18 protein-coding genes and 1 riboswitch are annotated in these 22,018 nt (G+C 72.4%); of the genes, 8 read left to right on the forward strand and 10 right to left on the reverse strand.

Features of this window, described 5'->3' with window-relative positions; translation table 11 throughout:
• Window positions 1–9 precede the first annotated feature (9 nt).
• Complete coding sequence (locus MKW14_RS17885) at window positions 10–804, forward strand: class II aldolase/adducin family protein (protein ID WP_240863521.1); 795 nt, start codon at window positions 10–12, stop codon at window positions 802–804.
• A gap of 41 nt (window positions 805–845) precedes the next feature.
• On the opposite strand, the gene MKW14_RS17890 is transcribed toward MKW14_RS17885, so the two are convergent.
• A complete protein-coding gene (locus tag MKW14_RS17890) occupies window positions 846–1,727 on the reverse strand; it encodes a DUF4429 domain-containing protein (protein ID WP_240863522.1) in 882 nt (293 codons plus the stop codon).
• 187 nt (window positions 1,728–1,914) lie between these two features.
• Here MKW14_RS17890 and MKW14_RS17895 point away from each other — a divergent pair, with 187 nt between their 5' ends.
• Both MKW14_RS17895 and MKW14_RS17900 read left to right on the forward strand, forming a co-directional pair.
• Window positions 1,915–3,204 (forward strand): hypothetical protein, encoded by a 1,290-nt coding sequence (locus MKW14_RS17895; RefSeq protein ID WP_240863523.1) that lies wholly within the window; start codon window positions 1,915–1,917, stop codon window positions 3,202–3,204.
• Between the two features lie 160 nt (window positions 3,205–3,364).
• Complete coding sequence (locus MKW14_RS17900; RefSeq protein WP_240863524.1) at window positions 3,365–3,892, forward strand: DoxX family protein; 528 nt, start codon at window positions 3,365–3,367, stop codon at window positions 3,890–3,892.
• A gap of 60 nt (window positions 3,893–3,952) precedes the next feature.
• Here the strand turns inward: MKW14_RS17900 and MKW14_RS17905 are convergent, their stop codons facing one another.
• Together MKW14_RS17905 and MKW14_RS17910 are read right to left on the reverse strand one after the other, a co-directional pair.
• A complete protein-coding gene (locus tag MKW14_RS17905; protein WP_240863525.1) occupies window positions 3,953–4,198 on the reverse strand; it encodes a hypothetical protein in 246 nt (81 codons plus the stop codon).
• Window positions 4,185–5,873: a PspC domain-containing protein gene (locus MKW14_RS17910; RefSeq protein ID WP_240863526.1), complete on the reverse strand. Its 1,689-nt coding sequence runs from the start codon at window positions 5,871–5,873 to the stop codon at window positions 4,185–4,187. Before MKW14_RS17910 ends, MKW14_RS17905 begins: the two co-directional genes overlap by 14 nt.
• 188 nt (window positions 5,874–6,061) lie before the next feature.
• Here MKW14_RS17910 and MKW14_RS17915 point away from each other — a divergent pair, with 188 nt between their 5' ends.
• Together MKW14_RS17915 and MKW14_RS17920 are read left to right on the forward strand one after the other, a co-directional pair.
• Entirely contained in the window at window positions 6,062–7,354 is a 1,293-nt protein-coding gene (locus tag MKW14_RS17915; RefSeq protein ID WP_240863527.1) for an ATP-binding protein, read from the forward strand.
• Window positions 7,351–8,070, forward strand: coding sequence for a LuxR C-terminal-related transcriptional regulator (locus tag MKW14_RS17920; RefSeq protein WP_240863528.1), 720 nt, complete (start codon window positions 7,351–7,353; stop codon window positions 8,068–8,070). Before MKW14_RS17915 ends, MKW14_RS17920 begins: the two co-directional genes overlap by 4 nt.
• A 3-nt stretch (window positions 8,071–8,073) precedes the next feature.
• Here MKW14_RS17920 and MKW14_RS17925 read toward each other — a convergent pair whose 3' ends face one another.
• Window positions 8,074–9,135 (reverse strand): C40 family peptidase, encoded by a 1,062-nt coding sequence (locus MKW14_RS17925; RefSeq protein WP_240863529.1) that lies wholly within the window; start codon window positions 9,133–9,135, stop codon window positions 8,074–8,076.
• A 414-nt stretch (window positions 9,136–9,549) separates the two neighbouring features.
• Between MKW14_RS17925 and MKW14_RS17930 the strand changes: the two genes are divergently transcribed.
• Window positions 9,550–9,903, forward strand: coding sequence for a hypothetical protein (locus MKW14_RS17930; RefSeq protein ID WP_240863530.1), 354 nt, complete (start codon window positions 9,550–9,552; stop codon window positions 9,901–9,903).
• Here the strand turns inward: MKW14_RS17930 and MKW14_RS17935 are convergent.
• Both MKW14_RS17935 and MKW14_RS17940 read right to left on the reverse strand, forming a co-directional pair.
• Window positions 9,881–10,876 (reverse strand): tellurite resistance/C4-dicarboxylate transporter family protein, encoded by a 996-nt coding sequence (locus MKW14_RS17935; protein WP_240863531.1) that lies wholly within the window; start codon window positions 10,874–10,876, stop codon window positions 9,881–9,883. The genes MKW14_RS17930 and MKW14_RS17935 overlap by 23 nt on opposite strands.
• A gap of 358 nt (window positions 10,877–11,234) precedes the next feature.
• Complete coding sequence (locus tag MKW14_RS17940) at window positions 11,235–12,350, reverse strand: C40 family peptidase (RefSeq protein WP_240863532.1); 1,116 nt, start codon at window positions 12,348–12,350, stop codon at window positions 11,235–11,237.
• 8 nt (window positions 12,351–12,358) lie between these two features.
• A riboswitch (cyclic di-AMP (ydaO/yuaA leader) is annotated at window positions 12,359–12,529 on the reverse strand.
• A gap of 241 nt (window positions 12,530–12,770) precedes the next feature.
• Between MKW14_RS17940 and pcrA the strand changes: the two genes are divergently transcribed.
• On the forward strand, window positions 12,771–15,257 hold the full coding sequence (pcrA, locus tag MKW14_RS17945; protein WP_240863533.1) for a DNA helicase PcrA: 2,487 nt from the start codon (window positions 12,771–12,773) through the stop codon (window positions 15,255–15,257).
• Between the two features lie 51 nt (window positions 15,258–15,308).
• Here the strand turns inward: pcrA and MKW14_RS17950 are convergent, their stop codons facing one another.
• Together MKW14_RS17950 and MKW14_RS17955 are read right to left on the reverse strand one after the other, a co-directional pair.
• Window positions 15,309–16,769, reverse strand: a complete 1,461-nt coding sequence (locus MKW14_RS17950) for a M23 family metallopeptidase (RefSeq protein ID WP_240863534.1) — start codon at window positions 16,767–16,769, stop codon at window positions 15,309–15,311.
• A gap of 231 nt (window positions 16,770–17,000) precedes the next feature.
• Window positions 17,001–17,864: an esterase/lipase family protein gene (locus MKW14_RS17955; RefSeq protein ID WP_240863535.1), complete on the reverse strand. Its 864-nt coding sequence runs from the start codon at window positions 17,862–17,864 to the stop codon at window positions 17,001–17,003.
• 395 nt (window positions 17,865–18,259) lie between these two features.
• Here MKW14_RS17955 and icmB point away from each other — a divergent pair, with 395 nt between their 5' ends.
• Window positions 18,260–18,676, forward strand: coding sequence for a coenzyme B12-dependent isobutyryl CoA mutase small subunit (icmB, locus tag MKW14_RS17960; protein WP_240863536.1), 417 nt, complete (start codon window positions 18,260–18,262; stop codon window positions 18,674–18,676).
• 113 nt (window positions 18,677–18,789) lie between these two features.
• Here the strand turns inward: icmB and MKW14_RS17965 are convergent, their stop codons facing one another.
• Together MKW14_RS17965 and MKW14_RS17970 are read right to left on the reverse strand one after the other, a co-directional pair.
• Complete coding sequence (locus MKW14_RS17965) at window positions 18,790–20,412, reverse strand: DUF5691 domain-containing protein (protein ID WP_240863537.1); 1,623 nt, start codon at window positions 20,410–20,412, stop codon at window positions 18,790–18,792.
• Window positions 20,413–20,569: 157 nt separating this feature from the next.
• Window positions 20,570–21,925 (reverse strand): SWIM zinc finger family protein, encoded by a 1,356-nt coding sequence (locus MKW14_RS17970; protein WP_240863538.1) that lies wholly within the window; start codon window positions 21,923–21,925, stop codon window positions 20,570–20,572.
• Window positions 21,926–22,018 lie beyond the last annotated feature (93 nt).

A 22,018-nucleotide genomic window follows, 5' to 3' on the forward strand; every position in this document is an offset into this window, starting at 1 on the left:
GAGGACCACATGCCCGGGCCGACCCCACCGACGCCGCTGCCCAGCGATCGGCTGCGCTTCGCCATGCCGCCGATGCACGACTCGGTCGACGACGAGCGCAGGCACCGGAAAGAGCGGCTCGCGGGCGCGCTGCGGATCTTCGGCCGGTACGGGTTCGAGGACGGCGTCTCCGGCCACATCACCGCGCGCGACCCGGAGTACAGCGACTGCTTCTGGGTCAATCCGTTCGGTATGCCGTTCAAGCACGTCACGGTGAGCGACCTGGTCCTCGTCAACTCCGACGGACAGGTCATCGAGGGCCGCTACCACGTCAACCAGGCCGCCTTCACCGTGCACGCCCAGGTGCACGCCGCCCGCCCGGACGTCGTCGCCGTCGCCCACTGCCACTCGGTGCACGGCCGCGCCCTGTCCGCGCTCGGCGAGCTCCTGGACCCGATCACCCAGGAGAGCTGCGCCTTCTACGAGGACCACGCCCTCTACGACGCCTACACCGGCGTCGCCGTCGACGCCGAGGAGGGCCGCCGTATCGCCTCCGCGCTCGGCACCCGCAAGGCGCTCGTGCTGCGCAACCACGGACTGCTGACCGTCGGCGACTCGGTGGACGCGGCGGCCTGGTGGTTCTTGTCCATGGAACGCTCCGCCCAGGTCCAGCTGACCGCCAAGGCGGCCGGCCGCCCCCTCCTCATCGACCACCGGCTCGCGGTCGCGACCCGCGAACAGCTCGGCGGCGACCTGGTCGCCTGGATCAACTACCAGCCCCTGTGGCAGGACATCAGCCGCAGCGAACCGGATCTGTTGTCCTGAGCCCTGAGTCCTGAGTCCTGAGTCCCGGGGGCGCAAGGGGCTCAGAATCCCCGCAGCACCGCCGCCTTGGTCATCGCGAACTCCTCGTCCGTGAGCACCCCGTCCCGGTGCAGCTCGCCCAACTCCCGCAGCCTGCGCAGCAGTACGTCGTGGTGGTCGGCCGGCGGCGAGACGGCGCCGGTGGGGCGGCGGCCGGCGAGCTCGCCGCCGTTGCGGGTGGACGGATGCGGCAGTCGCGCGGTGACCGCGGTGGCGACCAGCGCGGTCAGCAGATCGCGCCGCGCGCTGCCCCACAGGTCCAGGGCGTACGGGTCCTTCTCCGGGGGCAGTTTGGAGAACACCGTCTCCCGGGTCACGAAGCGCAGAAAACCGTCCTCATAACCGGAGTTGGGCAGCCACTCCACCTGAACCACATCGCCGACGGCCATGATCCGCGGCCCCGTCGCCCGCTTGACCCGGTCCGAGGTGTCGGCCCAGTCGAGGCGCACCTGGGTGCCGTCGAAGGAGACCGTGCCGTCGGAGGAACGGACCGAGACCGGCACCGGCGGACCCGGCAGCAGATACGCCTTGGTCGGCTCCTTGGGGATCTGCTCCAGCAGAAGCGCCTGCCGGATCTCCTCCGCCACGTACTCCGCGACCCCGGAACGGTCCACGTCCACCAGCAGCCGGTACGGGTCCGCCGCGTCCGGCAGCCGCCCACCGGTCGCCTGCAGCAACGGATCCGCCCCCTCGCGCAGCCGCATCCGCAGCCGCCCCCGCTTTCGCTCGGGCTCGAAGACCACACCCGCGATCGCCTCCAGGGGTACCGCGACCTCCCCGTACGTCTGCCGGAACAGCGGCACGGAGCGGTGCAGGCCCGGCGTGATCCTGACCGTGGTGCCGTCGAAGGCCCAGGTCCCGTCGCGCTGGATGATCTCGGCCATAGGGAAATTCTCGCAGCCGGGTCAACACGGCTGCCCCCGCTTCACCCGCGCTGACCAGACCTGGCCCGCGAGGACGGGGTGGCGTAGGGCACAATTCGCTGTCATCACAGGGGAGTTGCGGGACGGCGGCCGACCCCCGGACGGGGGCCGCCGGTCGATGGGATCGTGCGGAAGGCGGGCGTCGGGCGTGGCGGTGCAGGAGGCGAGAGGCGGGGCGGACACGGGCGCGCCGGGAGGGGCGCACGCGGGTGGCTGCACCTGCGGGGACTGCCCGCACGGGGCGCGCGAGGGACATCGGCGGGCGGTCGCCGAGTTCCTGCTGATGCGCGACGGGTTCGCGGCCGGACAGGGAGTGCCCGCCGCGGTCGCCCACTCCGCGCAGGCCTCCCGCCAGTGGGTGTCGGAGGAACTCAGCCAGTCCGCGGAACTGGTCGCCGAGCGCGGGCGCGCCGAGGGCGAGGCCTGGCTGACCCGGCTGTGGCTCCGTACGACCATCACAGTGTGGGCCCTGGTGCTGGTGTTGCTGCTGGTACAGGCTCTGACGGCGATCGGCGCGGGATGGACGGCGGCGCGCACCGCGGGACTGCTGGCGGCGCTGCTGACCGCCGGCGCGATCACCGCCGCCTCCTGGTTCCACCGCGCCCGGGGCGGCGCGCTGGCCCCGGTGATCGGCGAGGACAACCGTCTCTCCACCTCCCGCACGGTCGCCACGGCCTGGGTCCTCCTCGTCGCCTTCGCGGTCCTGGTCCTGGTGGGCCGCTTGGCCGCCGCCTCCGACCACGCGGAACGGGACGCGCTGATCTCCGGCCTCGAACTCGCCCGCGCCGCCGGTGCGGTGACCGTCCTTGCGGTGGTCTGCGGGATCGCGGTCCTGGTGCGCCGCGTCGTCGGACTGCGCGTCCTCGCCCAACGCCTGCAGAAGGTACGGGCGCACCGGCCGAGGGCCGCCGACCTGCTCACCGACGACGCGGGCCGCGGCAGCTTCGCCGACATCCAGTACGTCGTCATCAGCACGGTCGCCGTGCTGTTCTGCGCGGTACGGCTCGCCCGGCGCCCCGACCAGCTGCCCGACCTGCCCTGGGGACTGGCCGTGGTGGTGCTGGTCTCGGCGGCCACCTACCTGGCCGGCAAGTACGCCGAGGGCGGGCGCCCGGTGATCCTGTCCGTCGTCCGCGCCCGGGAGGCCGGCGACCTGGACGCCCCGATCCGCACCGGCGACGACATCGAGATCCGCGGCGCCGGTTTCGTGCCCCCGGGTGCCCAGGGCGCCGACCGTCTGTCGCGCATGGTCGTCCGCATCGGCCCGGTCAACGTCCACGTCCCGCTCGTCCCGGTGAGCGGCGGATTCAGCAACCCGACCGACGCGGTCCTCACCGTCCCGGTACCGGCCGACGTGGAACCGGGCCGGGTCGAGGTGCAGGTCGTCACCGCCGCGGGGGTGGAGACGAACCGGTACACGGTCGACGTGACCGAGTGATTCATGTGACGCCGTGAGGGGAACGGCACTTCTCGACGCGGACACGCTGTTCGATCCCGCGCACTCCGTCAGAAAACGGCACGAACACATTGAGCGCCCGGCCCCTGACGTACGTATCGTCTTTCAAGGGGCCCCGGCACACGGGCGAGAGGCGACAGTGATGACTCACGGCATACGCACGGACACGCACACCCCCTATCTCGACGGCGACCGGAGCTGGCGCGACAACGCCACCCGCTACGCCCTCCTTCCCCTCCGTATCTTCCTCGGCGTCACCTTCATCTACGCCGGCCTGGACAAGATCACCGACAGCGCCTTCATGAAGTCCTCCGGCGCGGGTTCCATCGGTGACACCATGCGGTCCGTTCGCGACTCGTCCGCCATTCCGGCCCTGGTCGACCTGGCGCTGAAGAACCCGACCGGTTTCGGCTACGCCATCGCCTTCGGCGAGTTGGCCGTCGGCATCGGCACCCTGATCGGCCTGCTCGCCCGCCTCGCCGCCCTCGGCGGAGCGCTGATCTCGCTCAGCCTGTGGCTGACGGTGAGCTGGGCGTCCGACCCGTACTACTACGGCAACGACCTCGCCTACCTGATGGCCTGGCTCCCCCTCGTCCTCGCGGGGGCCCCCGTGTTCTCCCTGGATGCCGCACTCCGAGCGCGGCGAACACGGGCGGGAGGGTACCGGTAGCTCCTGGTCGGCGGGGGCTACCGGTGGCGGAGCGCCGACCCGTACGGGGTTGACGCTCCGTCAGACATGCGCGGCCGGTTCCCTGTCGGCACCGTCCCGCCGGGCCGTCGGCGCCCGTCGTCGGCGTATCCCGCGGCTGACCATCCCCACCACACCGGCGAGGAACAGTCCGACGATGACGACGGGTATCACCGCGAACCACGGCGTCTCCCACATCCCGCCCGCGTCACCGGCGTACATCGTCCCCGCGAGGGTGAGGAAGACACCGGCGACCAGCCTTCCCGGCTGGAACTCATGACGCAGCACGGGCCACCTCCGCCTGTCCGACGTCGACCCGGAGATCGAGGTCGATCGTGCCGCCCTTCCCGGCACCCGCGGCCGGTGTCAGGGTGACGTCCTTGTGCTTGCCCGGCTCCACGTCCACGTCCCTCTTCTCGTCGCCCGGCAACTGGATGTCGCCCACCCCCACGTCGATGCTCAGCCTCACCGTCGCGTCCTTCGGCACGACGACCTTCAACTGGCCCGCCCCCACCTCGGCCTCCGTCCTCACCGTCTTCCCCTCGGGCACCCGCAGCCGGCTCAGATCCAGGGTGCCGACACCGCTCCCGAGGTGGTACGACGTCCCGACGTCGGCCACCGCGGCCGGCCGCCAGGTCGTGCGTATCCAATGCGTGCTGATGTCCTTGGGCAGGGCGGCCGACGCGGCGAGCAGCGCCGCCGTCACGACGGCCAGGAAGACCGAGCCCGCTCCCGTGCGCCCCAGGAACGCGCTGAGCGCGATGCCCAGGCCGAAGACGAGCAGCGCGCAGGCGAGGCCCGTCTGCAGGCTGGTGCCGAGGGCGTGGTCGTGCCAGGTCGTGCCGGTGCCGATGCCGCCGGCCACGAGAGCGAGCAGGAAGATCCAGCCGCCGATCCAGCGGGGACCGCGCGGCCTGGGTGCCGGCGGACGCGGGGTCCGCGGGCTGGGGCGGGCGGTCCAGGGGGTGCCGAGGCTGATGTTGACCGCCGCGGCGATGTCCCGGTCCCGGGAGTCGCGGGGGCCCCAGAGGTAGCCGGTGCCGCCGACGTGCGTCCCGTCCTTGACGATCGGGTCGCGCCACCAGGAGGGGTAGGCGGCGGGAACCGGCGGCGCCTTCGCCTCCGGCGGGGCGTCGGCGACGGCCTGGGCGGCCAGCGGGTCGGGGTCGGGGGCGCCGCGCCGGCGCGACCAGTACCCGGCGCCGGCGAGGAGCAGGGAGAGGACCACGGCGAAGGCCAGCACCGAGCCGTTCTTCAACATGGTCAGGAACACGCCGCAGCCGACCAGCGCGAACAGCACGGCGGTCAGCGCCTGTCCGTCGACGCGGCCGGTCAGCAGCTTGCGGACCTCGTTCTCCTCGTCGTCCTCGAACGGAACGAGGAGCCAGACGAAGCCGTAGAAGATCAGACCGATGCCGCCGGTCGCGGAGAGCACGGCGAGGGTGATCCGGAAGATCACCGGGTCCATGTCGCACTGCCGCCCGAGCCCGGAGCAGACCCCGGCGAGCATCTTGAACTGCCGGTCCCGGCGGAACTTGTCGGGGGCGGCGGCTTGATCACCACCGACGGGTCCGGCGTCGCCGCCGACAACTGTCGCGTCGCCGCCCACGGCTCCGGGGTTGCGTGAGTCGGTCTTGGTGGCACCTGAGTCGGCCTTGGCGTCCGTGCGCTCCGCGTCTCCGCCGGTCTTGGCGTCCCTGCTCTCCGCAGCTCCGCCGGTCTTGGCGTCCGTGCTCTCCGCGTCTCCGATCTCCCGTGCTCCAGCACCCGCACCCGCTTCCGCGCTCCCCTGTTTCCGCGCGCCCGCGCCCGCCTGCCCGGGCGCGCCCGCGGGTGCGTGCGTGCCCGCGTCGGGCGGGGTGCCGGGGGTCGCGGCGGGTGCGGCATCCCGCGGCCCGGCGCCCGGGGGGCGCGGGCCGGAGCCGGGTCCCGGACCCGTCGCGGCGTGCTGGTGATCTGTCATGTGTCCATGGTGACGGCCGGGCGCCCCCGACGGGAGTCGGGACGACCCTGGCCGGACCCTGATATCGCCCCTGAGCCGGCGCCCGGGAAGCGTTCGACGGGCCGGAACGCCGAGGACGGCGAAGATCAGGGGAGTCTCGGGGGTCGACCCTGATGCCCGGCTCCGCCGACCGTGTGAGTATCGATGCCATGCCGGAAGCCGCTGCAGCGCCCCTCGTCGAACCGCGGCCGCCGCGCAAGCTCTACCGCAGCAGCGACGGACGCTGGCTCGGTGGTGTGGCGCGGGGGCTCGCCGGCCATCTCGGGCTGCCCGTGGTCTGGGTGCGGCTCGTCTTCGTCGGCCTGTTCATGGCGGACGGCCTCGGCGCGCTGCTGTACGCCGCGTTCTGGTTCTTCGTACCGCTCGGCGTCGGCGGTGTCGGCGGGCAGAAGCCCCCGTCGCTCGTCGGTACCGAGACCTCGCCCGACGGCCGCCGCAGACTCGTCGCCCGCAAGCCGGACCGGGGTCAGATCGTCGCCCTGCTCCTCATGGTCGTGGTGGCCATGGTGTTCGTGGGCAACGTCAATCTGAGCGGCGGCGCCAAGGCCTACCTGTGGCCGGCCGTCCTCGTCGGCGCGGGCGTCGCCCTCGTCTGGCGCCAGGCGGACAACGCCCGCCGGGCCCGCTGGGTCGAGGTCGGCAGCCGCCGCCGTACCCTCACCCTGCTGCGCGCGGCGGGCGGTGTCCTCCTCGTCACGGCGGGCGTCTCCGGCGTCTTCGTCCTGCAGGGCTCCGCCGCCCATCTCGGCTCGGTCCTCCAGGCCGCGCTCGCGGTGCTGGTCGGGATAACGCTCCTCGCGGGGCCGTACCTCGTCCGTATGACCCAGGACCTCTCCGAGGAGCGCCTGATGCGCATCCGCGCCCAGGAGCGCGCCGAGGTCGCCGCCCACGTCCACGACTCCGTGCTGCACACCCTCACCCTGATCCAGCGCAACGCGGAGAACGCGGGCGAGGTGCGCCGGCTCGCCCGCGCCCAGGAGCGCGATCTGCGCACCTGGCTCTACAAACCCGAGGGCACCGGCAAGGACGAGGCCGACGAACCCGCCAACCTGGCCGACGCCGTGCGGCGCAACGCGGCCGAGGTCGAGGACAAGCACGGCGTCCCCATAGAGGTCGTCATCGTCGGCGACTGCCCGCTCGACGAGAGAATCGGCGCACAGATGCAGGCCGCGCGCGAGGCGATGGTCAACGCCGCCAAGTACGGTGGCGAGGGCGGCGCGGTACAGGTCTACGCCGAAGTGGAGGGCAGGACGGTCTTCGTGTCGGTCAGGGACCGCGGTCCCGGCTTCGACCTCGACTCGATACCCGCCGACCGCATGGGCGTCAGAGAATCGATCATCGGCCGCATGGAGCGCCACGGCGGCACGGCGCGGCTGCGCGCGGTGCCGGACGGCGGCACGGAGGTCGAGCTGGAGATGGAGAGGGCGGAGAAGACGTCATGAGCGACCCGACCGAGGCGAACGAGCCCGTGGAGGCGACCGGCGGGAGCGCCGGCGAGCGGCACGTGCGCGTGGTCCTCGTCGACGACCACCGTATGTTCCGTACCGGCGTACAGGCCGAGATCGGCCGGACCGACGAGACCGGCGTCGAGGTCGTCGGCGAGGCCGCGGACGTCGACCAGGCGGTCACCGTCATCACCGCGACCCGCCCCGAGGTGGTCCTCCTCGACGTCCATCTGCCGGGCGGCGGCGGGGTGGAAGTGCTGCGCCGCTGTGCCGCGTTGATGGCCGACGCCGAGCAGCCGGTGCGTTTCCTCGCCCTGTCCGTGTCGGACGCGGCGGAGGACGTGATCGGGGTGATCCGCGGCGGCGCCCGCGGCTACGTCACCAAGACGATCACCGGCACCGACCTCGTGAACTCCGTCTTCCGCGTCCAGGAGGGCGACGCCGTCTTCTCGCCGCGTCTGGCCGGCTTCGTCCTGGACGCCTTCGCCTCCACCGACGCCCCGCCGGTCGACGAGGACCTGGACCGCCTCACCCAGCGCGAGCGCGAGGTGCTGCGCCTGATCGCCCGCGGGTACGCCTACAAGGAGATCGCCAAGCAACTGTTCATCTCGGTGAAGACGGTCGAGTCCCATGTCTCGGCGGTGCTCAGGAAGTTGCAGCTGTCGAACCGGCACGAGCTGACCCGCTGGGCGACGGCACGCCGGCTGGTGTGAGCTTCACACCACGCGCGTGGCGCCCGCGAAGGGCATCTCGTCGACCGGGGCGATCTTCACCGGCTCCGACGGGTTCGGGGCGTGGATCATCCGGCCGTTGCCGATGTAGAGGCCGACATGGCTGATGCCGGAGTAGAAGAACACCAGGTCTCCGGGAAGGAGTTCGGAGCGCGAGACGCGGCGGCCCGCGTCGATCTGGGCATAGGTGGTGCGGGGGAGGGAGAGTCCGGCGGAGCGGTAGGCGGCCTGGACGAGGCCCGAGCAGTCGAAGGCGCCGGGGCCGGTCGCGCCCCACACATAGGGGCTGCCGAGCTTGGAGTAGGCGTACGAGACGGCCGCCGCCGCACGGGAGTCGGGTGCCTGGGCGGTGGCGGAACCGGGAGCCTCCAGACCGACCCGCGCGTCCGAACCGGACCGTGACGCGCGCGTGCCCCCGTCCGCCCCGATCCGGGCGCGTTCCTCGGCCGGCAGCGCGTCCAGCAGTCGCCGTGCCGCGGCCAGCTTCCCGGTGATCGTCTTCTTCTGGCGCCGCAGTTCCGCCTGGCGCGATGTCAGCGCGTCCAGCTCGACGCGCGCGGCTCCGCGCAACCGCTCGATGTCCCGCAGCTGTCTGCGGACGTCCGCCACGGCCGCCGCCTGCCGGGTGCCCGCCCGGTCGACGAACTCGGCCCCGGCGAGGTACCGGTCGGGGTCGTCGGACAACGCGAGCTGCACGGCAGGGTCGATGCCGCCGGCCCGGTACTGTGCCGCGGCCATCGAACCCAGCGCGTCCCGGGCCGAGTTGAGCTTGTCCGTCTTGCGCGCCGCCTCGTCCCGCAGCGCCGACAGCCGCTTCCCGGCCGCGTCCGCCTTCTCCTTCGCCCCGTCGTACTTCTCGGTGGCGGTCTCCGCCTCCTGGTACAGCTTGTCCACCTTCGCCTTGACCTGCGCCGGCGTCAGTTTCGGCTCGGCGTGTCCGGTCCCGTCGAAGGCCGTGGCGGTGGCCGCGCCCGCGAGGGCGATGGTGAACGCGGTACGGGCCGTGTTGCCGCCGAGCGAACGCCGGGGCTTGCGGTGCGCTGCCACGTGGACTGCACGTCCTTTCGTACGACCGCCCCGTACCGAGGCGGCTTACGCGTCCGGCGACGGCCCGCACAGGGGGAGCGGCCCGCCGCCGGACCTTCTCGGCGGAGGTGGCCGACTGCCGCCCCTGGCCCGGGCGGCGGTGGGGAGCCGGTCACCTGGGGGAGGACGCTAAACCTGACGGTGTCGGCGGGGTAACGCCTTGTGCGGAACTGCCGCGAGCAGACCGGCGGGTGACCGTAAACGACCGTGACGGCGATCCGGGACCGTCGATATCGCGCAGGGCGCTGACCGAAGTGACGGTTTCGGGACACGTACGGGCGGCATGGTGCTATGGGCCGCATATATGCAAGATCGGGTCAGGAGAGGCGGGCCGGTGTCGGACGCCCCATGCGCCCCTGTTTAAGCTCCGGCCTCATGGACGTACTCATCCACCTCTTCGTCGGCCTGCACATCGTCGGCATCGCCGCGCTCCTCGGCGGCTTCCTCACCCAGCTGAAGGCGATGGGCCGCGGCGAGGCCCGCTTCGTCCCGGGGATGCTGCACGGCGCGCTGACGATGCTGGTCACCGGCGCGATCCTGGTCGGGCTCAACCAGGCTGACGACCATCACGTCAACAACATCAAGATCGGGATCAAGCTGGCGCTGCTGGTCGTGATCCTCGGCCTGGTCTATGTGAAGCGGGACGAGGAGAAGGTGGACAAGAGTCTGTTCGGGCTGGTGGGCGCGCTCACCACGGTGAACATCTTCATCGCGGTGCTGTGGACCTGAGACCCGCGCGGGCGGCGGCGAGGGCCTGGGCGGCGACCGCCAGCCACGCCGCCACCGCGATCCACAGCAGCACCTGCCCCGGCCCCTTGAGCCACGGCACGTGCAGGGCGGCGGCGACCGACAGGAGGGCCGTCGCCGTCATCCCCATCGGGAACACGGTCGCCCAGCGGCGCACGTCGTAGGCGGGCCGCGGCCGCATCACCTCCGCGGTGAGCAGTACGGCGTACCAGGCCGCGTCCAGCGCGAGCAGCGCGAAGGTGACGTCGCGCAGGACACCGCGGTCGTCGCCGCTCCACAGATACAGGGGCGGGCTGTCCGCCGCCACGAGTTTCGCGCCGGCCAGCGCCGAGATGGCGAGCGCGCCGCCCGCGACCCACTGGTCGCCGGCGCCCTCCACGACCTGCCGCAGGTCGAACCGGGCGAAGGCGAGACCGTAGAGGACGAGCCCGAGCCAGAACAGCACCAGCGCGGTGTGCGCGAGCCACGCCGCCGACTCCGCGGCCGCGAGCACGGCGCCGAGCACGGCGAGCCCCTGGGTGGCCACGCAGCACAGGAACACGGCGCCGGGCATGCACCGCCGCCAGTGCCGTACGACGTCCACGAGCAGTACCGGCCACAGCACGGCCGCCAGCGCGAGCAGAACCTCCGCGAGGGTCTGCCATCCCAGGAGCGAGAAGCGGGTGCCGAGCACGGTGGTCGCCGCGACGGCGGCGAGCGACCCCGGCGTCCCGGCCTCCGCCAGCCACCTCTCCCGGTGCCACACCAGCCGCGCGGCGAAATCCGCCGCCAGCCCCAGCCAGCCCACGCAGGCCAGGACGAGGGTGATCCGCGACAGCGTCTCGTACCCCGTCAGCTGAAGCCCGACCGACACGATCCCGGTCGCCATGACAGCGGCCCCGGCCGCGGGCGGCCGCCGCGCCCACCAGTCGAGGAGGGCGGAGCGGTCGGGCACGGGGCTGCTGCTGCCGGGCATGCGGCCGATGGTAGGGAGCCCGGCCCGGAGTCCGGGAAGGGCACGCGCGCGGGGCGGAAGGAAATACGCGCGGGCGCGGGGAGCGGGGGAGGAGCGCGAACCGACCCCTGCGCGCCGAGGCGGGGTGGTGCCCAAACAGCGCACGACCGACGCCCCACACCTACCGCAGCCGTGGGCACGCCCGGAGGGTGCCGGGCGGCGCGCGAAGCGGCCCCGCACGCCTGCCGTGTCCGTTCGGTGGGCGCTCGGAGACTTCGCGCGCCCCGCGTCACGCCCCGAGGCGGTGGGCCAAGCGCGTCGCACGGCCGCTGCCTCCACCCTGGCGCACGAGACCGTTCGTGCGCCCCGTTTCAGCGGCTCACGCGGGGCGTACCACGCTGTGGATGATGGATTCGCCGGCGTAGTAGATGGACTCCTCGCGGACGTACGCGCCCGGCTTGGGGGCGTGGATCATCATGCCGTTGCCCAGGTAGACGCCGACGTGGCTGATGTCGTCGTAGAAGAAGATCAGGTCGCCGGGCCGGGCGTCGGTGAGGGAGACGGTGGTGCCCGCGTTCACCTGGTCGTAGGTGGTGCGCGGGAGGTCGACGCCCGCGGCCTTCCAGGCGGCCTGGGTGAGGCCGGAGCAGTCGTAGGAGCCGGGGCCCGTGGCGCCCCAGACGTACGGCTTGCCGATCTGCGCGCGGGCGAACGCGAGGGCCTTCGCGGCCTTGGCGGCGTAGGAGGAGTCCGTGGTGCCGGTGTCCGAAGGGGTGGTCTCGTCCTGGGACGCCTGCCGCTGGGCCAGCTCCGCGGCCTTGCGCGCGGCCTCCTGCTGCTGCTTCTTCTCGATCGCCGCGAGCCGCGCCTTCTCCTCGGCCGTCAGCTTCGACAGCAGCTCACGCGCGTCGGAGAGCTTCTTCTGCACCGTGGACTTGGCGGTCTGCAGATCGTTCTGCGACGTGCTGAGCGTCTCGAGGCTCCGGGAGGCCTCCTCGCGCTTCTTCATCGTCGCGGACTGCTCGGTGGAGTAGTCGTCGACCGCGCTCTTCTGGCGGGCGGTCAACCGGCCCATCAGCTGCGTCTGGTCGAAGTAGTCCTGAGGGGAGTCGGCGAGCAGGAAGGTCGCCGTGTCGGGCGCGGCGGCACCCGTCCGGTACTGGGCGGCGGCGAAGGAACCGAGCTTGTCGCGCTCCTCGTTGAGCCTCTGGGCGCGCTTGGCGACGTCGTCGAGGAGGGAGTCGACGCGTCTGCGCTGCTTGGTGGTCTTCTCCTTGGCCGCGTTGTACTTCTCGGTGGCCGACTCCGCCTGGCGGTACAGGTCGTCGACCTTCTTCTCGACCTCCTCGAGGCTGGGTCCGCCGTCGGCCGAGGGGGCGGCGTTGGCCGACTGGGAGAGCAGGGCCACGGAGGTGAGGGCGGCCGTGGCGAGAGCGGGGGTGCGTATGCCTGCTACGCGCGTAACGGCGGGACGCGTCTTGCGGTGCGACGCCAAGACCGGCGACTCCTTCCATCGTCCGCCTACCGGGTTAGCTGTCGGGTTCGGGCGGGTGGTTCGGAAGGGTTGCCCTACGGCCCGGGCCCCGGAAGGGGGCCGGCCGATTCACCCCAAGGTCCTCGTGGGTCCCCGGCTCCGGCTGCGCGGCGGCGCTCCGGACTCGGCGGAGGCCGCACGGCCCGGCGAGGTTCGCCGGTGGAGGTCGTACGGCCTGCCCGGAACGGTAGCCAACTCGTGTGGTCCGTGTGAAGGTTGATGTTCGATTTGCCCGATACATTTCCGTGACCTTCGATCGGCCCCGCCCGCCCGGCCACGTGCGGTGATGGCACGCCACGGAGCGTGCGCGCACGACGGGATCGGTCGATGTTCTCAGGGCGGCGGCGGGCTGTCAGTGGGGCGCCCTAGACTCGGAGAGCGATGAGCAGCCTCTTTGACGACAGCTTCCTGGCGGACCTCCAGGCCCCTCGCGGGCACGGGGAGGAACCCCCGCCGCCGCCCGAGGACGATCACGTACCGGAGCCCGTTCCGGACGATCTGTTCGGCGGGAAGTTCGACGTGCCGCCGGACCGGGACGCCTACTACCGCGACGGCGCCCCCCGCCCGGCGATCGACCCGGCGGCGCTGCTGGACGGGCTGAACGAGAACCAGCGCGCGGCCGTCGTGCACCACGGCGCCCCCCTGCTCATCGTGGCCGGCGCCGGCTCCGGCAAGACCCGTGTCCTCACCCACCGCATCGCCTACCTCCTGGCCGAGCGGAACGTGCACCCGGGCCAGGTCCTGGCGATCACGTTCACCAACAAGGCCGCCGGTGAGATGAAGGAGCGCGTCGAGCAGCTCGTCGGCCCGCGCGCGAACGCGATGTGGGTGATGACCTTCCACAGCGCGTGCGTGCGCATCCTGCGCAGGGAGAGCAAGAAGCTCGGCTTCACCTCCTCCTTCTCGATCTACGACGCCGCCGACTCCAAGCGCCTGATGGCCCTGGTCTGCCGCGACCTGGACCTCGACCCCAAGCGCTACCCGCCGAAGTCCTTCAGCGCCAAGATCTCCAACCTGAAGAACGAGCTGATCGACGAGGAGGACTTCGCAGCCCAGGCCACCGACGGCTTCGAGAAGACCCTCGCCCAGGCCTACGCCCTCTACCAGTCACGGCTGCGCGAGGCGAACGCCCTCGACTTCGACGACCTGATCATGACGACGGTCAACCTGCTCCGCGCCTTCCCGGACGTCGCCGAGCACTACCGCCGCCGTTTCCGGCACGTCCTGGTCGACGAGTACCAGGACACCAACCACGCCCAGTACGCGCTCGTGCGCGAGCTGGTGGGCACGGGCGCACATGACGAGGACGTCCCGCCGAACGAGTACGACGTCCCGCCCGCCGAGCTGTGCGTGGTCGGTGACGCCGACCAGTCGATCTACGCCTTCCGCGGGGCGACGATCCGCAACATCCTCCAGTTCGAGGAGGACTACCCGGACGCCACGACGATCCTGTTGGAGCAGAACTACCGCTCCACCCAGACGATCCTGTCCGCGGCCAACGCGGTCATCGAGCGCAACGAGTCCCGCCGCCCCAAGAACCTGTGGACCAACGCGGGCGCGGGCGCGCGCATCACGGGCTATGTCGCCGACACCGAGCACGACGAGGCCCAGTTCGTCGCCGACGAGATAGACCGTCTCACCGACGCGGGCGACGCGAAGGCCGGGGACGTCGCCGTCTTCTACCGCACGAACGCCCAGTCCCGTGTCTTCGAAGAGGTCTTCATCCGCGTCGGCCTGCCCTACAAGGTCGTCGGGGGCGTCCGCTTCTACGAGCGCAAGGAGGTCCGGGACGTCCTGGCCTATCTGCGCGTGCTGGCCAACCCCGAGGACTCGGTGCCGCTGCGCCGCATCCTGAACGTCCCCAAGCGCGGCATCGGCGAGCGCGCCGAGGCGATGATCGACGCCCTCTCGCAGCGCGAGAAGATCAGCTTCCCGCAGGCGCTGCGCCGCGTCGACGAGGCGTACGGCATGGCCGCGCGCTCCGCCAACGCGGTCAAGAAGTTCAACACGCTGATGGAGGACCTCCGTACGATCGTCGAGTCCGGCGCGGGCCCGGCGACCGTCCTGGAGGCGGTGCTCGAACGCACCGGCTACCTGGCCGAGTTGCAGGCCTCCACCGATCCGCAGGACGAGACCCGCATCGAGAACCTCCAGGAACTCGCGGCCGTGGCCCTGGAGTTCGAGCAGGAGTCCGGTGCGGGCGAGGAGTCCCCCGGGCTCGCCGACTTCCTGGAGCGGGTCGCGCTGGTCGCCGACTCCGACCAGATCCCGGACGAAGAGGAGGACGGCTCGGGAGTCATCACCCTGATGACCCTGCACACCGCCAAGGGCCTGGAGTTCCCGGTGGTCTTCCTCACCGGCATGGAGGACGGCGTCTTCCCGCACATGCGCGCCCTCGGCCAGACCAAGGAGCTGGAGGAGGAGCGGCGGCTCGCGTACGTCGGCATCACGCGCGCGCGTGAACGGCTGTATCTGACCCGCTCCGCGCTGCGCAGCGCCTGGGGGCAGCCGTCGTACAACCCGCCCTCCCGCTTCCTGGAGGAGATCCCGGCGCAGCACGTCGACTGGAAGCGGAAGGGCGCCACCGCTCCCGTCTCCTCCGGACCGGCGTCCGGTGTCGCGGCCTCCCTGTCGTCCTCCCGCTCACGCTCGTCGGCGTCGGGGGTACCCGGGTTCGCCACCAGCCGGACCTCCGAGAAGCCGGTGGTGTCGCTGGCGGTCGGCGACCGGGTCACCCACGACCAGTTCGGGCTCGGCACGGTCGTGGCCGTGAAGGGCACGGGCGGCAACGCGGAGGCGACGATCGACTTCGGCGACGCCAAGCCGAAGCGGCTGCTGCTGCGGTACGCGCCGGTCGAGAAGCTGTGACGCGGTGAGCCCCCGTCCCGAGGGCGGGGGATCACCGGAGAGTTGGGGGACCTACGTCGGGTCCAGTCCGTGGCTGCGCAGCCACGGCAGGGGGTCTATCGGCGCGCCGCCGCCCGGGCGCACCTCGAAGTGCAGGTGCGGGCCGGTCGAGTTGCCGGAGTTTCCGGAGTACGCGATCGGCTGGCCGGCCTTCACCGTCGTACCGGAGACGACGCGGTAGCTGGAGAGGTGGCAGTACCACGTCTCCGTGCCGTCCTTCGCGGTCACGATCATCATGTTGCCGTAGGCGCTGTTCCACTGCGTGCGCACGGTGCCGTCGGTCGCGGCCATCACCGTGGTGCCGTAGGAGACGGGGAAGTCGATGCCGGTGTGCACGGACATCCAGTTGACGCCGGCCTGGCCGAAGTAGGCGCTGAGCCCCTTCTGGGTCACCGGCAGGACGTACTTGGGGCGCAGCCGCTCCTTGCGGGCCGCCTCCGCTGCCGCCTTCTTCTTCTCGGCCTCCTGCTGCGCCTTGAGGTCGATGCGCTCCTGCGTCCGGCTGGCCCGGTCGGCGAAGTCGTCGGCGCCGGCGGACAGGCTCCGGAGCTGAGCGTCCAGCTTGTTGTTGGCGGCGGCCGGTTTCACGGCGTGCGCGTCGGAGGCGGTGGTCGAGGTGTCGTCGCCGGAGAAGGTGCCGACCGAGGCGGCGGCGATACCCGCCACCCCCATCACACACGCCGAGGGCACGGCGATGGTCAGCAGCGCGGAGCGCCTGGCGGGCGTACGGCGGCGGGAGCGCGCCGCATTGCGGGCGGCGGCGCGCGAGGCGGGGGTGCGGGTGGCCTCTTCCTGGTCGTCGAGCAGGGGCGACTCCGCGGGCAGCTCACCCGTGGCGGTCAACTCCCCCTCGTCCTCGGACCGTTCCTCGTAGGAGGCGTGCTCGACCTGTTCGAAGAGGGCGGTCGCCTGCTGGTCGAACGGCTCGCCCTGATCGGCCGGGGCGTCGGAGTTCCACTGCGTCGCGTCGTAGGCGCCCGTGTCGAAGGTCTGCGTGCCCCATTCCCAGTGCTGGGTCTGGTCGGCCGCGCCGCCGGACTGGTCGGGCTGGAGCCAGGCGCTCGCGTCCCACTGCCCGGAGACGTCGTGGCCGGTGGCCTGCGCCGGGATCACCGAGAGGCGCTGGTGCTCGCCGGTCCAGGCGGCCGTCCCGTACACGCCGGTGGTGTCATAGGCGGCGTGGTGCTGGGCCGCGTAGGCGTCGTAGTGCGGCGTCTGGTGGTGGCCCGTCGCCCACTGCGTGGAGTCGTAGGAGTTGGTGCCGTCGTCCGGGAGGCTGCCGAACAGAGGGTCGGCGGCGAAGCTCGCCGTGGTGTGCGCGCCGGTCTGAAAACCGCTGGCGTCGTAGCCGCCGTACGTGGTGAAGTCGCCGTACTGGGCCTCCTCGGTGCCGTACGGCGCGTAGTGCGCCGAGGCGGCGTCGGAAGCCGGGGCCGGGGTGGTCATGGTCCCCGACGGGTGACGGTCGTTCACCAACTTCTCTTTCGCCTCGACAACAGGGGCTGCCAGAGCAGTGCGGCGACTGTACCCGCCGGTATGCGGGCGCGACAATCTTCAACTGGTTTCGGGCGCGCAGGAAACGGGCATTCGGCCGTGTTTCGGGGGAGTGCGGACGCGGGTTTGGCCTTGTGTTCGAAGAGTGTTCGACGTCTGCTCGGTGTGAGCGGGCCCTTTGGCGGCTGTGGATCGGCTGTACGGGTGGGCTCACGCCACCGTCAGACCGCCGGCGGAGGCGGCGGCCGCGGCACCGGACGCCGCGGCGTCGAGGGCCTGGCGTATCCCCGTGGCGACGGCGGGATGCACGGGCAGCGCCAGATGGCCGATCCCGCTCACCCGTACGTTCTCCACGTGCAGGTCGGGATGGTCGATGCAGGCGGTCTCCAGCGGGTCCATCAGATGGTCGAGGTCGCTCCAGAAACTCACGAAGTGCGTACGGCACCCGGGCGCGGGCCGGGCGAGCTCCTCCAGCAGCTCCGAGCCGGGGCGCATCTGGCGCACGATCGGGTGCGCGTTGGCCAGTGGCGCCACCCGGGTGCCGGAGTGCGGGGTGCCGAGCGTGACGAGGGTGCGCACACGCAGGTCCCCGCCGAGCCGCTGCACGTAGTACCGCGCGATCAGTCCGCCGAGGCTGTGCCCCACGACGTCGACCTGGCTGCTGCCGGTGCGCTCGCAGATCTCCTCTATGTGGCGGCCCAGCAGCTCCGCCGCGGTGCGTATGTCGCAGGTCAGCGGCGAGTAGTTCAGCGACTCGATCTGCTGCCGGCCGTGCTGGAGGAGGCTGCGGCGCAGCAGCAGGAACACCGAGCGGTTGTCGATGAAGCCGTGCAGCAGGACGACCGGGGGTTTCGCCTCGGTCGGCAGCTGGGCCGTGCCGTCGGACGAGGGGAGCGGGGCCGGTCCCCGGCGTTCCGGTGTGATGCCGGAGGGATAGAGCAGGAGGTGGCCCGCGAGGATCGCGAGTTCCAGGGCGGTGGCCTTCAGCAGGGCCAGGGAGAGCCCCGCCAGCCTGCTCGGGAGCAGTCGCTGGCAGAACGGAAGAAAGGGCTGCACCGCCTTGGTGACCGTCATGGCCGACCTCCTGTCGGCACACTGGAGGACGCCTCCGTCCCCCGTGTGCCCTCGTGGACAGCCTCGACGAAGACGGTCGACGGCGCGACTGAGAGATGCGTGGGGTCGGTGTTGCGCCCCGCGTGCCCTTCCAGCCGACGCCGAAACGCCGTACCGCCACGACGCGCGGCCTGCGGCGCGGTGGTGCGGCGACCTCGTTGCGGCTCCCGTTGCGCCTGTTCCCGCCGGAACGGTGCGCGGTGAACGTGTCCCACCGTGTGATTTCCCCCTCGCTCCGCACCGCGAAACTGCCGGTTGCGGGATGCTGTCGATAACGTTCGTTCACTTCCCCGGCCGGTTCGGGTACCCCTGTACTCGTCGGTAGGGGTGAATGCAGTCGCTTCATGGAGGCAGTGATGGGTGTGGCAGCCGGTCCGATCCGCGTGGTGGTGGCCAAGCCGGGGCTCGACGGCCACGATCGAGGGGCCAAGGTGATCGCGCGGGCGCTGCGCGACGCCGGCATGGAGGTCATCTACACCGGGCTCCACCAGACGCCCGAACAGATTGTCGACACCGCGATCCAGGAGGACGCCGACGCGATCGGGCTGTCCATCCTCTCCGGCGCGCACAACACGCTGTTCGCCGCCGTGATCGACCTGCTCAGGGAGCGGGACGCGGAGGACATCCTGGTCTTCGGCGGCGGGATCATCCCCGAGGCGGACATCCCCCCGCTGAAGGAGAAGGGCGTCGCGGAGATCTTCACGCCCGGGGCGACGACACAGTCGATCGTGGACTGGGTCCGGGCCAACGTCAGGCAGCCTGCCGGAGCCTGAGCCGCGCTGCGGTACGGGCGCGTGGGGGCGCGCGGACCCGGGGGCCCCGCCCCCAGTCCCCTCGTCGGCCCAGCGGGCCGCGTCCCCGGCATCCGGACGGGTCACAGGAGTCCCTACTCCGCCCCCAGCTCCTGAGCCATCGCCGCACGCAGGCGCAACGTCGTGACCAGGCGCTGGAACGCCTCCGCCCAGTACCCGCCCGCTCCCGGCGACGCGTCCTCGTGCTCGTCCGGTATCGCCAACAGGCCGTCGAGCCTGCTCGCCTCCGACGGGTCGAGGCAGCGTTCGGCCAAGCCCATCACTCCGCTGAAGCTCCATGGGTAACTCCCCGCGTCCCGCGCGATGTTGAGGGCGTCGACCACCGCCCGGCCGAGCGGCTCGGCCCAGGGCACCGCGCACACCCCGAGCAGCTGGAACGCCTCCGACAACCCGTGCGCCGCGATGAACCCGGCCACCCAGCCGGCCCGTTCGGCGGCGTCCAGCGTGCCGAGCAGCTTGGCGCGCTCGGCCAGGGACACCGCGCCCGGACCGCCGGCCTCCGGGGCCGCGGGGGCGCCCAGCAGCGCCCGCGCCCACTCCGCGTCCCGCTGCCGTACGGCGGCCCGGCACCAGGCCCCGTGCAGTTCACTCTGCCAGTCGTCCGCGACCGGCAGCGCCACGATCTCGCGGGGCGTCCGGCCGCCGAGCCGCGCGGACCACGTCCGCAACGGCGCCGCCTCCACCAACTGGCCGAACCACCACGACCGTTCACCCCGTCCCGCCGGTGCCTTCGGCACGACACCGTCCCGCTCCATGCTCGCGTCGCACTCGTGCGGGGCCTCGACGGTGATCGTGGGTGTCTCGCGTGTGCGGTCCACGGCCACGCACGCGCAGGCCCGCACCGCCATCCGCGCGGCGAGCGCCGAGTCCGGCAGGGCGGAGAGCAACTCGGCCGCCGTCGCCCGCACGTTACGGCTGCGGTCCGCCAGCGCCTGTTCCAGGAACGGCTCGTCCTCGGGGCCCAGGCGTGTGCGCAGCGAGTCGAGGAACATCAGCCGGTCCTCGGCCCGCTCCGTCGACCACGTGCTCGCCAGCAGCTCGCGGGCGGCGGCGGGCTCGCGCGTGCGCAGGGCGCCGAGCAGGGCGACCCGCTCGGCGAACAGGCCCTCCTGCCACAGCCTGCGCGTCTGCTCCTCGTCCTCCGCAGGGGGCAGCGCCGCGCCGCCGCCAGGGGCCGCGCGCAGGGCGAAGCGCCAGTCCGGGTTGAGCCGGGCCAGCCAGGTCGCGCGCGGCCCCGCGAACGTCAGCGCCGCCGGGCGCAGGTCCGTACGGCCGCGGGCCGCGTCCAGAAGGGCGGGCAGCGTCTGCGGGGGAGGGGCGAAACCGCGCGCGTTGGCCGCCGCCAGCCACTGCGGAAGCAGCTCCATGAGGTCCGGCGCGGTGCCCCTGCGGCCACCGGTACCGGTCCCGGGGCGGTCGGCCAGGAGCAGCGCGAGTCTGCGGGCCGCCGCGGACGGCAGCGGGGGGCGAGGGTCGTCGGGGGCGGGCGCGGGACGCTCGGCCGCCGGGGCGGGGCGCAGACCGGCCCGCCGCCGTACGGTCTCCAGGGCCGCCGCGTCCAGCAGCGCGACCGGTGCCTCCCGGCCCGCGGTGCCGCCGGGCGGTGTACGGCGCTCCGTCCCGAGCAGGGCGGCCGTGACGAGCTCCTCCCAGGCGCCCGGGGCGGGCGCATCCACAGGTGTGGACGTCCTGTTCATGCGGTTCCTTTCCCTGGCGTGCCCGGGAGTGGTTGAAGGCTCAGTGATTGCGGGTGTCCCGTGGGACGGGATGTATCCATGGAAGAGGTGAGAAGGCGGTCGGGTTTCTCCGCCGACGTCACCCGGGTCCGCCGTGCACGGTGGTCGTGGCCGCCGCTCAGCACAGCCGGACCGCCTCGCCCTCGCCGTCCGGCCAGGCCGTCAGCGGTGTGAAGCCCCGGTGACCGCACTCGCCGAAGACCTTGACGGGGGCACCCCCCGAGAGGGCGATCAGACGCCAGAGGCCGGGGCGGGACCGGGCGCTCGGGGCCAGGGGCAGTGCCGTGTCGCCGTCGGCGTCCGCGAGCTGCCAGGAGTCGCCGGCCGGGGTCGGTATGACGCGGTCCAGCGTGACCGGGACGGAGTTCAGCCACGGGTCGCCGCGCAGGGCCGTGCCGTAGTGGGCGGCGGCCTCGGCCGTGGTCATGCCCGGTGGCCGTACCGGTGTCGGCGCCGGCGGTGCGAACTGCGCGCCCAGGGAGGCGCGTTGCCGGCCGCCTCCCGGATACGTGGACACCTCGGCGTCCAGGGCCAGGCCCACCGGCAGCGCCAGTTCGGGAGCGCGGCCTGCCGCTCCGTAGGACAGGAGCAGCGCCGTGCGCCGTGAGTCGGCGCCGTGGAGCCAGATGCGGCGGGTCGTCAGACGGGCGTCCGCCGTGTCGTACTGGGCCAGGACCAGCCAGTGGTCCCGCAGCGGCGGGCCGTCCGCCGTGCCGGGCAGGCCGATACGGGAGCGGACCGTCGCCGCCAGGCCGTCCGGCAACTGCTCGCGCCGCAGCCAGCCCTGGTCGAGGAGGTGCAGCAGCGCGCACTCCTCCAGCAGACGCACCGGCCAGCCCGGTCCGGATCCCGGGATCGCCCCCAACTCCCGCACCCGCGCCGCCAGTCCGGGCGCCTGGGCGTCGACCATGCGGGCCGCCGTCTCCTCCCACAGCCGGTACCCCGCCTGTTCCGCGCTCGCCAGGCCACCGCGCAGCAGGTCCGCCAGGCGCTGCTCCAGCTCGGTCGCGCCCGCGGTGACCCGCTCGGCCCGTCGCTCCGCCCGGCGCCGGGCCGCCTCGGGATCAGCGGAGGCCGAAGCGGCACCGGAGGCGTCCGCGGCCCGCTTCTCCTCCGTCCGCTTCCTTCTCCCCTCCATCCACTGCGTCGCCCAGTCCGGCGGACTGCCCGCCGGCACCGCGGCGTCCTCGCCCGCCCAGAGCAGCAGCAGCCCGAGCGCGTGCTTGCACGGGAACTTGCGGCTCGGGCAACTGCACTTGTACGCGGGCCCCGTCGCGTCCGCGATGTCGACGACCGTCTGATACGGCTTGCTGCCACTGCCCTTGCACAGCCCCCACACCGTCCCCTCGTCACAGCTCCCCGCCTCGGACCACGGCCCCGCCGCGCCGAGTTTGCTTCCCGCTTTGCGTGACGCGGCGTCAGGCGCCAGTGCCAGCACCTGCTCCGCGCTCCAGCGCACCCCCTGCTGAGTCATGTCTCCGACGGTAGATCCCGCCACTGACAATCGGCCCAGCGAGCGCGTTTGCGCAGGTCACATCGCATTGTCAGTGGCGTGGTGCACGGTGGG

It is taken from the genome of Streptomyces gilvus (assembly GCF_022513565.1).
Lineage (GTDB): Bacteria > Actinomycetota > Actinomycetes > Streptomycetales > Streptomycetaceae > Streptomyces > Streptomyces gilvus.

Bases quoted from the DNA above. Each gene is read 5' to 3' on its own strand.
- MKW14_RS17885 (WP_240863521.1), top strand. From the start codon at position 10: ATGCCCGGGCCGACCCCACCGACGCCGCTGCCCAGCGATCGGCTGCGC.
- MKW14_RS17890 (WP_240863522.1), bottom strand. From the start codon at position 1,727: ATGGCCGAGATCATCCAGCGCGACGGGACCTGGGCCTTCGACGGCACC.
- MKW14_RS17900 (WP_240863524.1), top strand. From the start codon at position 3,365: ATGACTCACGGCATACGCACGGACACGCACACCCCCTATCTCGACGGC.
- MKW14_RS17910 (WP_240863526.1), bottom strand. From the start codon at position 5,873: ATGACAGATCACCAGCACGCCGCGACGGGTCCGGGACCCGGCTCCGGC.
- MKW14_RS17915 (WP_240863527.1), top strand. From the start codon at position 6,062: ATGCCGGAAGCCGCTGCAGCGCCCCTCGTCGAACCGCGGCCGCCGCGC.
- MKW14_RS17920 (WP_240863528.1), top strand. From the start codon at position 7,351: ATGAGCGACCCGACCGAGGCGAACGAGCCCGTGGAGGCGACCGGCGGG.
- MKW14_RS17930 (WP_240863530.1), top strand. From the start codon at position 9,550: ATGGACGTACTCATCCACCTCTTCGTCGGCCTGCACATCGTCGGCATC.
- MKW14_RS17935 (WP_240863531.1), bottom strand. From the start codon at position 10,876: ATGCCCGGCAGCAGCAGCCCCGTGCCCGACCGCTCCGCCCTCCTCGAC.
- pcrA (WP_240863533.1), top strand. From the start codon at position 12,771: ATGAGCAGCCTCTTTGACGACAGCTTCCTGGCGGACCTCCAGGCCCCT.
- MKW14_RS17955 (WP_240863535.1), bottom strand. From the start codon at position 17,864: ATGACGGTCACCAAGGCGGTGCAGCCCTTTCTTCCGTTCTGCCAGCGA.
- icmB (WP_240863536.1), top strand. From the start codon at position 18,260: ATGGGTGTGGCAGCCGGTCCGATCCGCGTGGTGGTGGCCAAGCCGGGG.
- MKW14_RS17965 (WP_240863537.1), bottom strand. From the start codon at position 20,412: ATGAACAGGACGTCCACACCTGTGGATGCGCCCGCCCCGGGCGCCTGG.
- MKW14_RS17970 (WP_240863538.1), bottom strand. From the start codon at position 21,925: ATGACTCAGCAGGGGGTGCGCTGGAGCGCGGAGCAGGTGCTGGCACTG.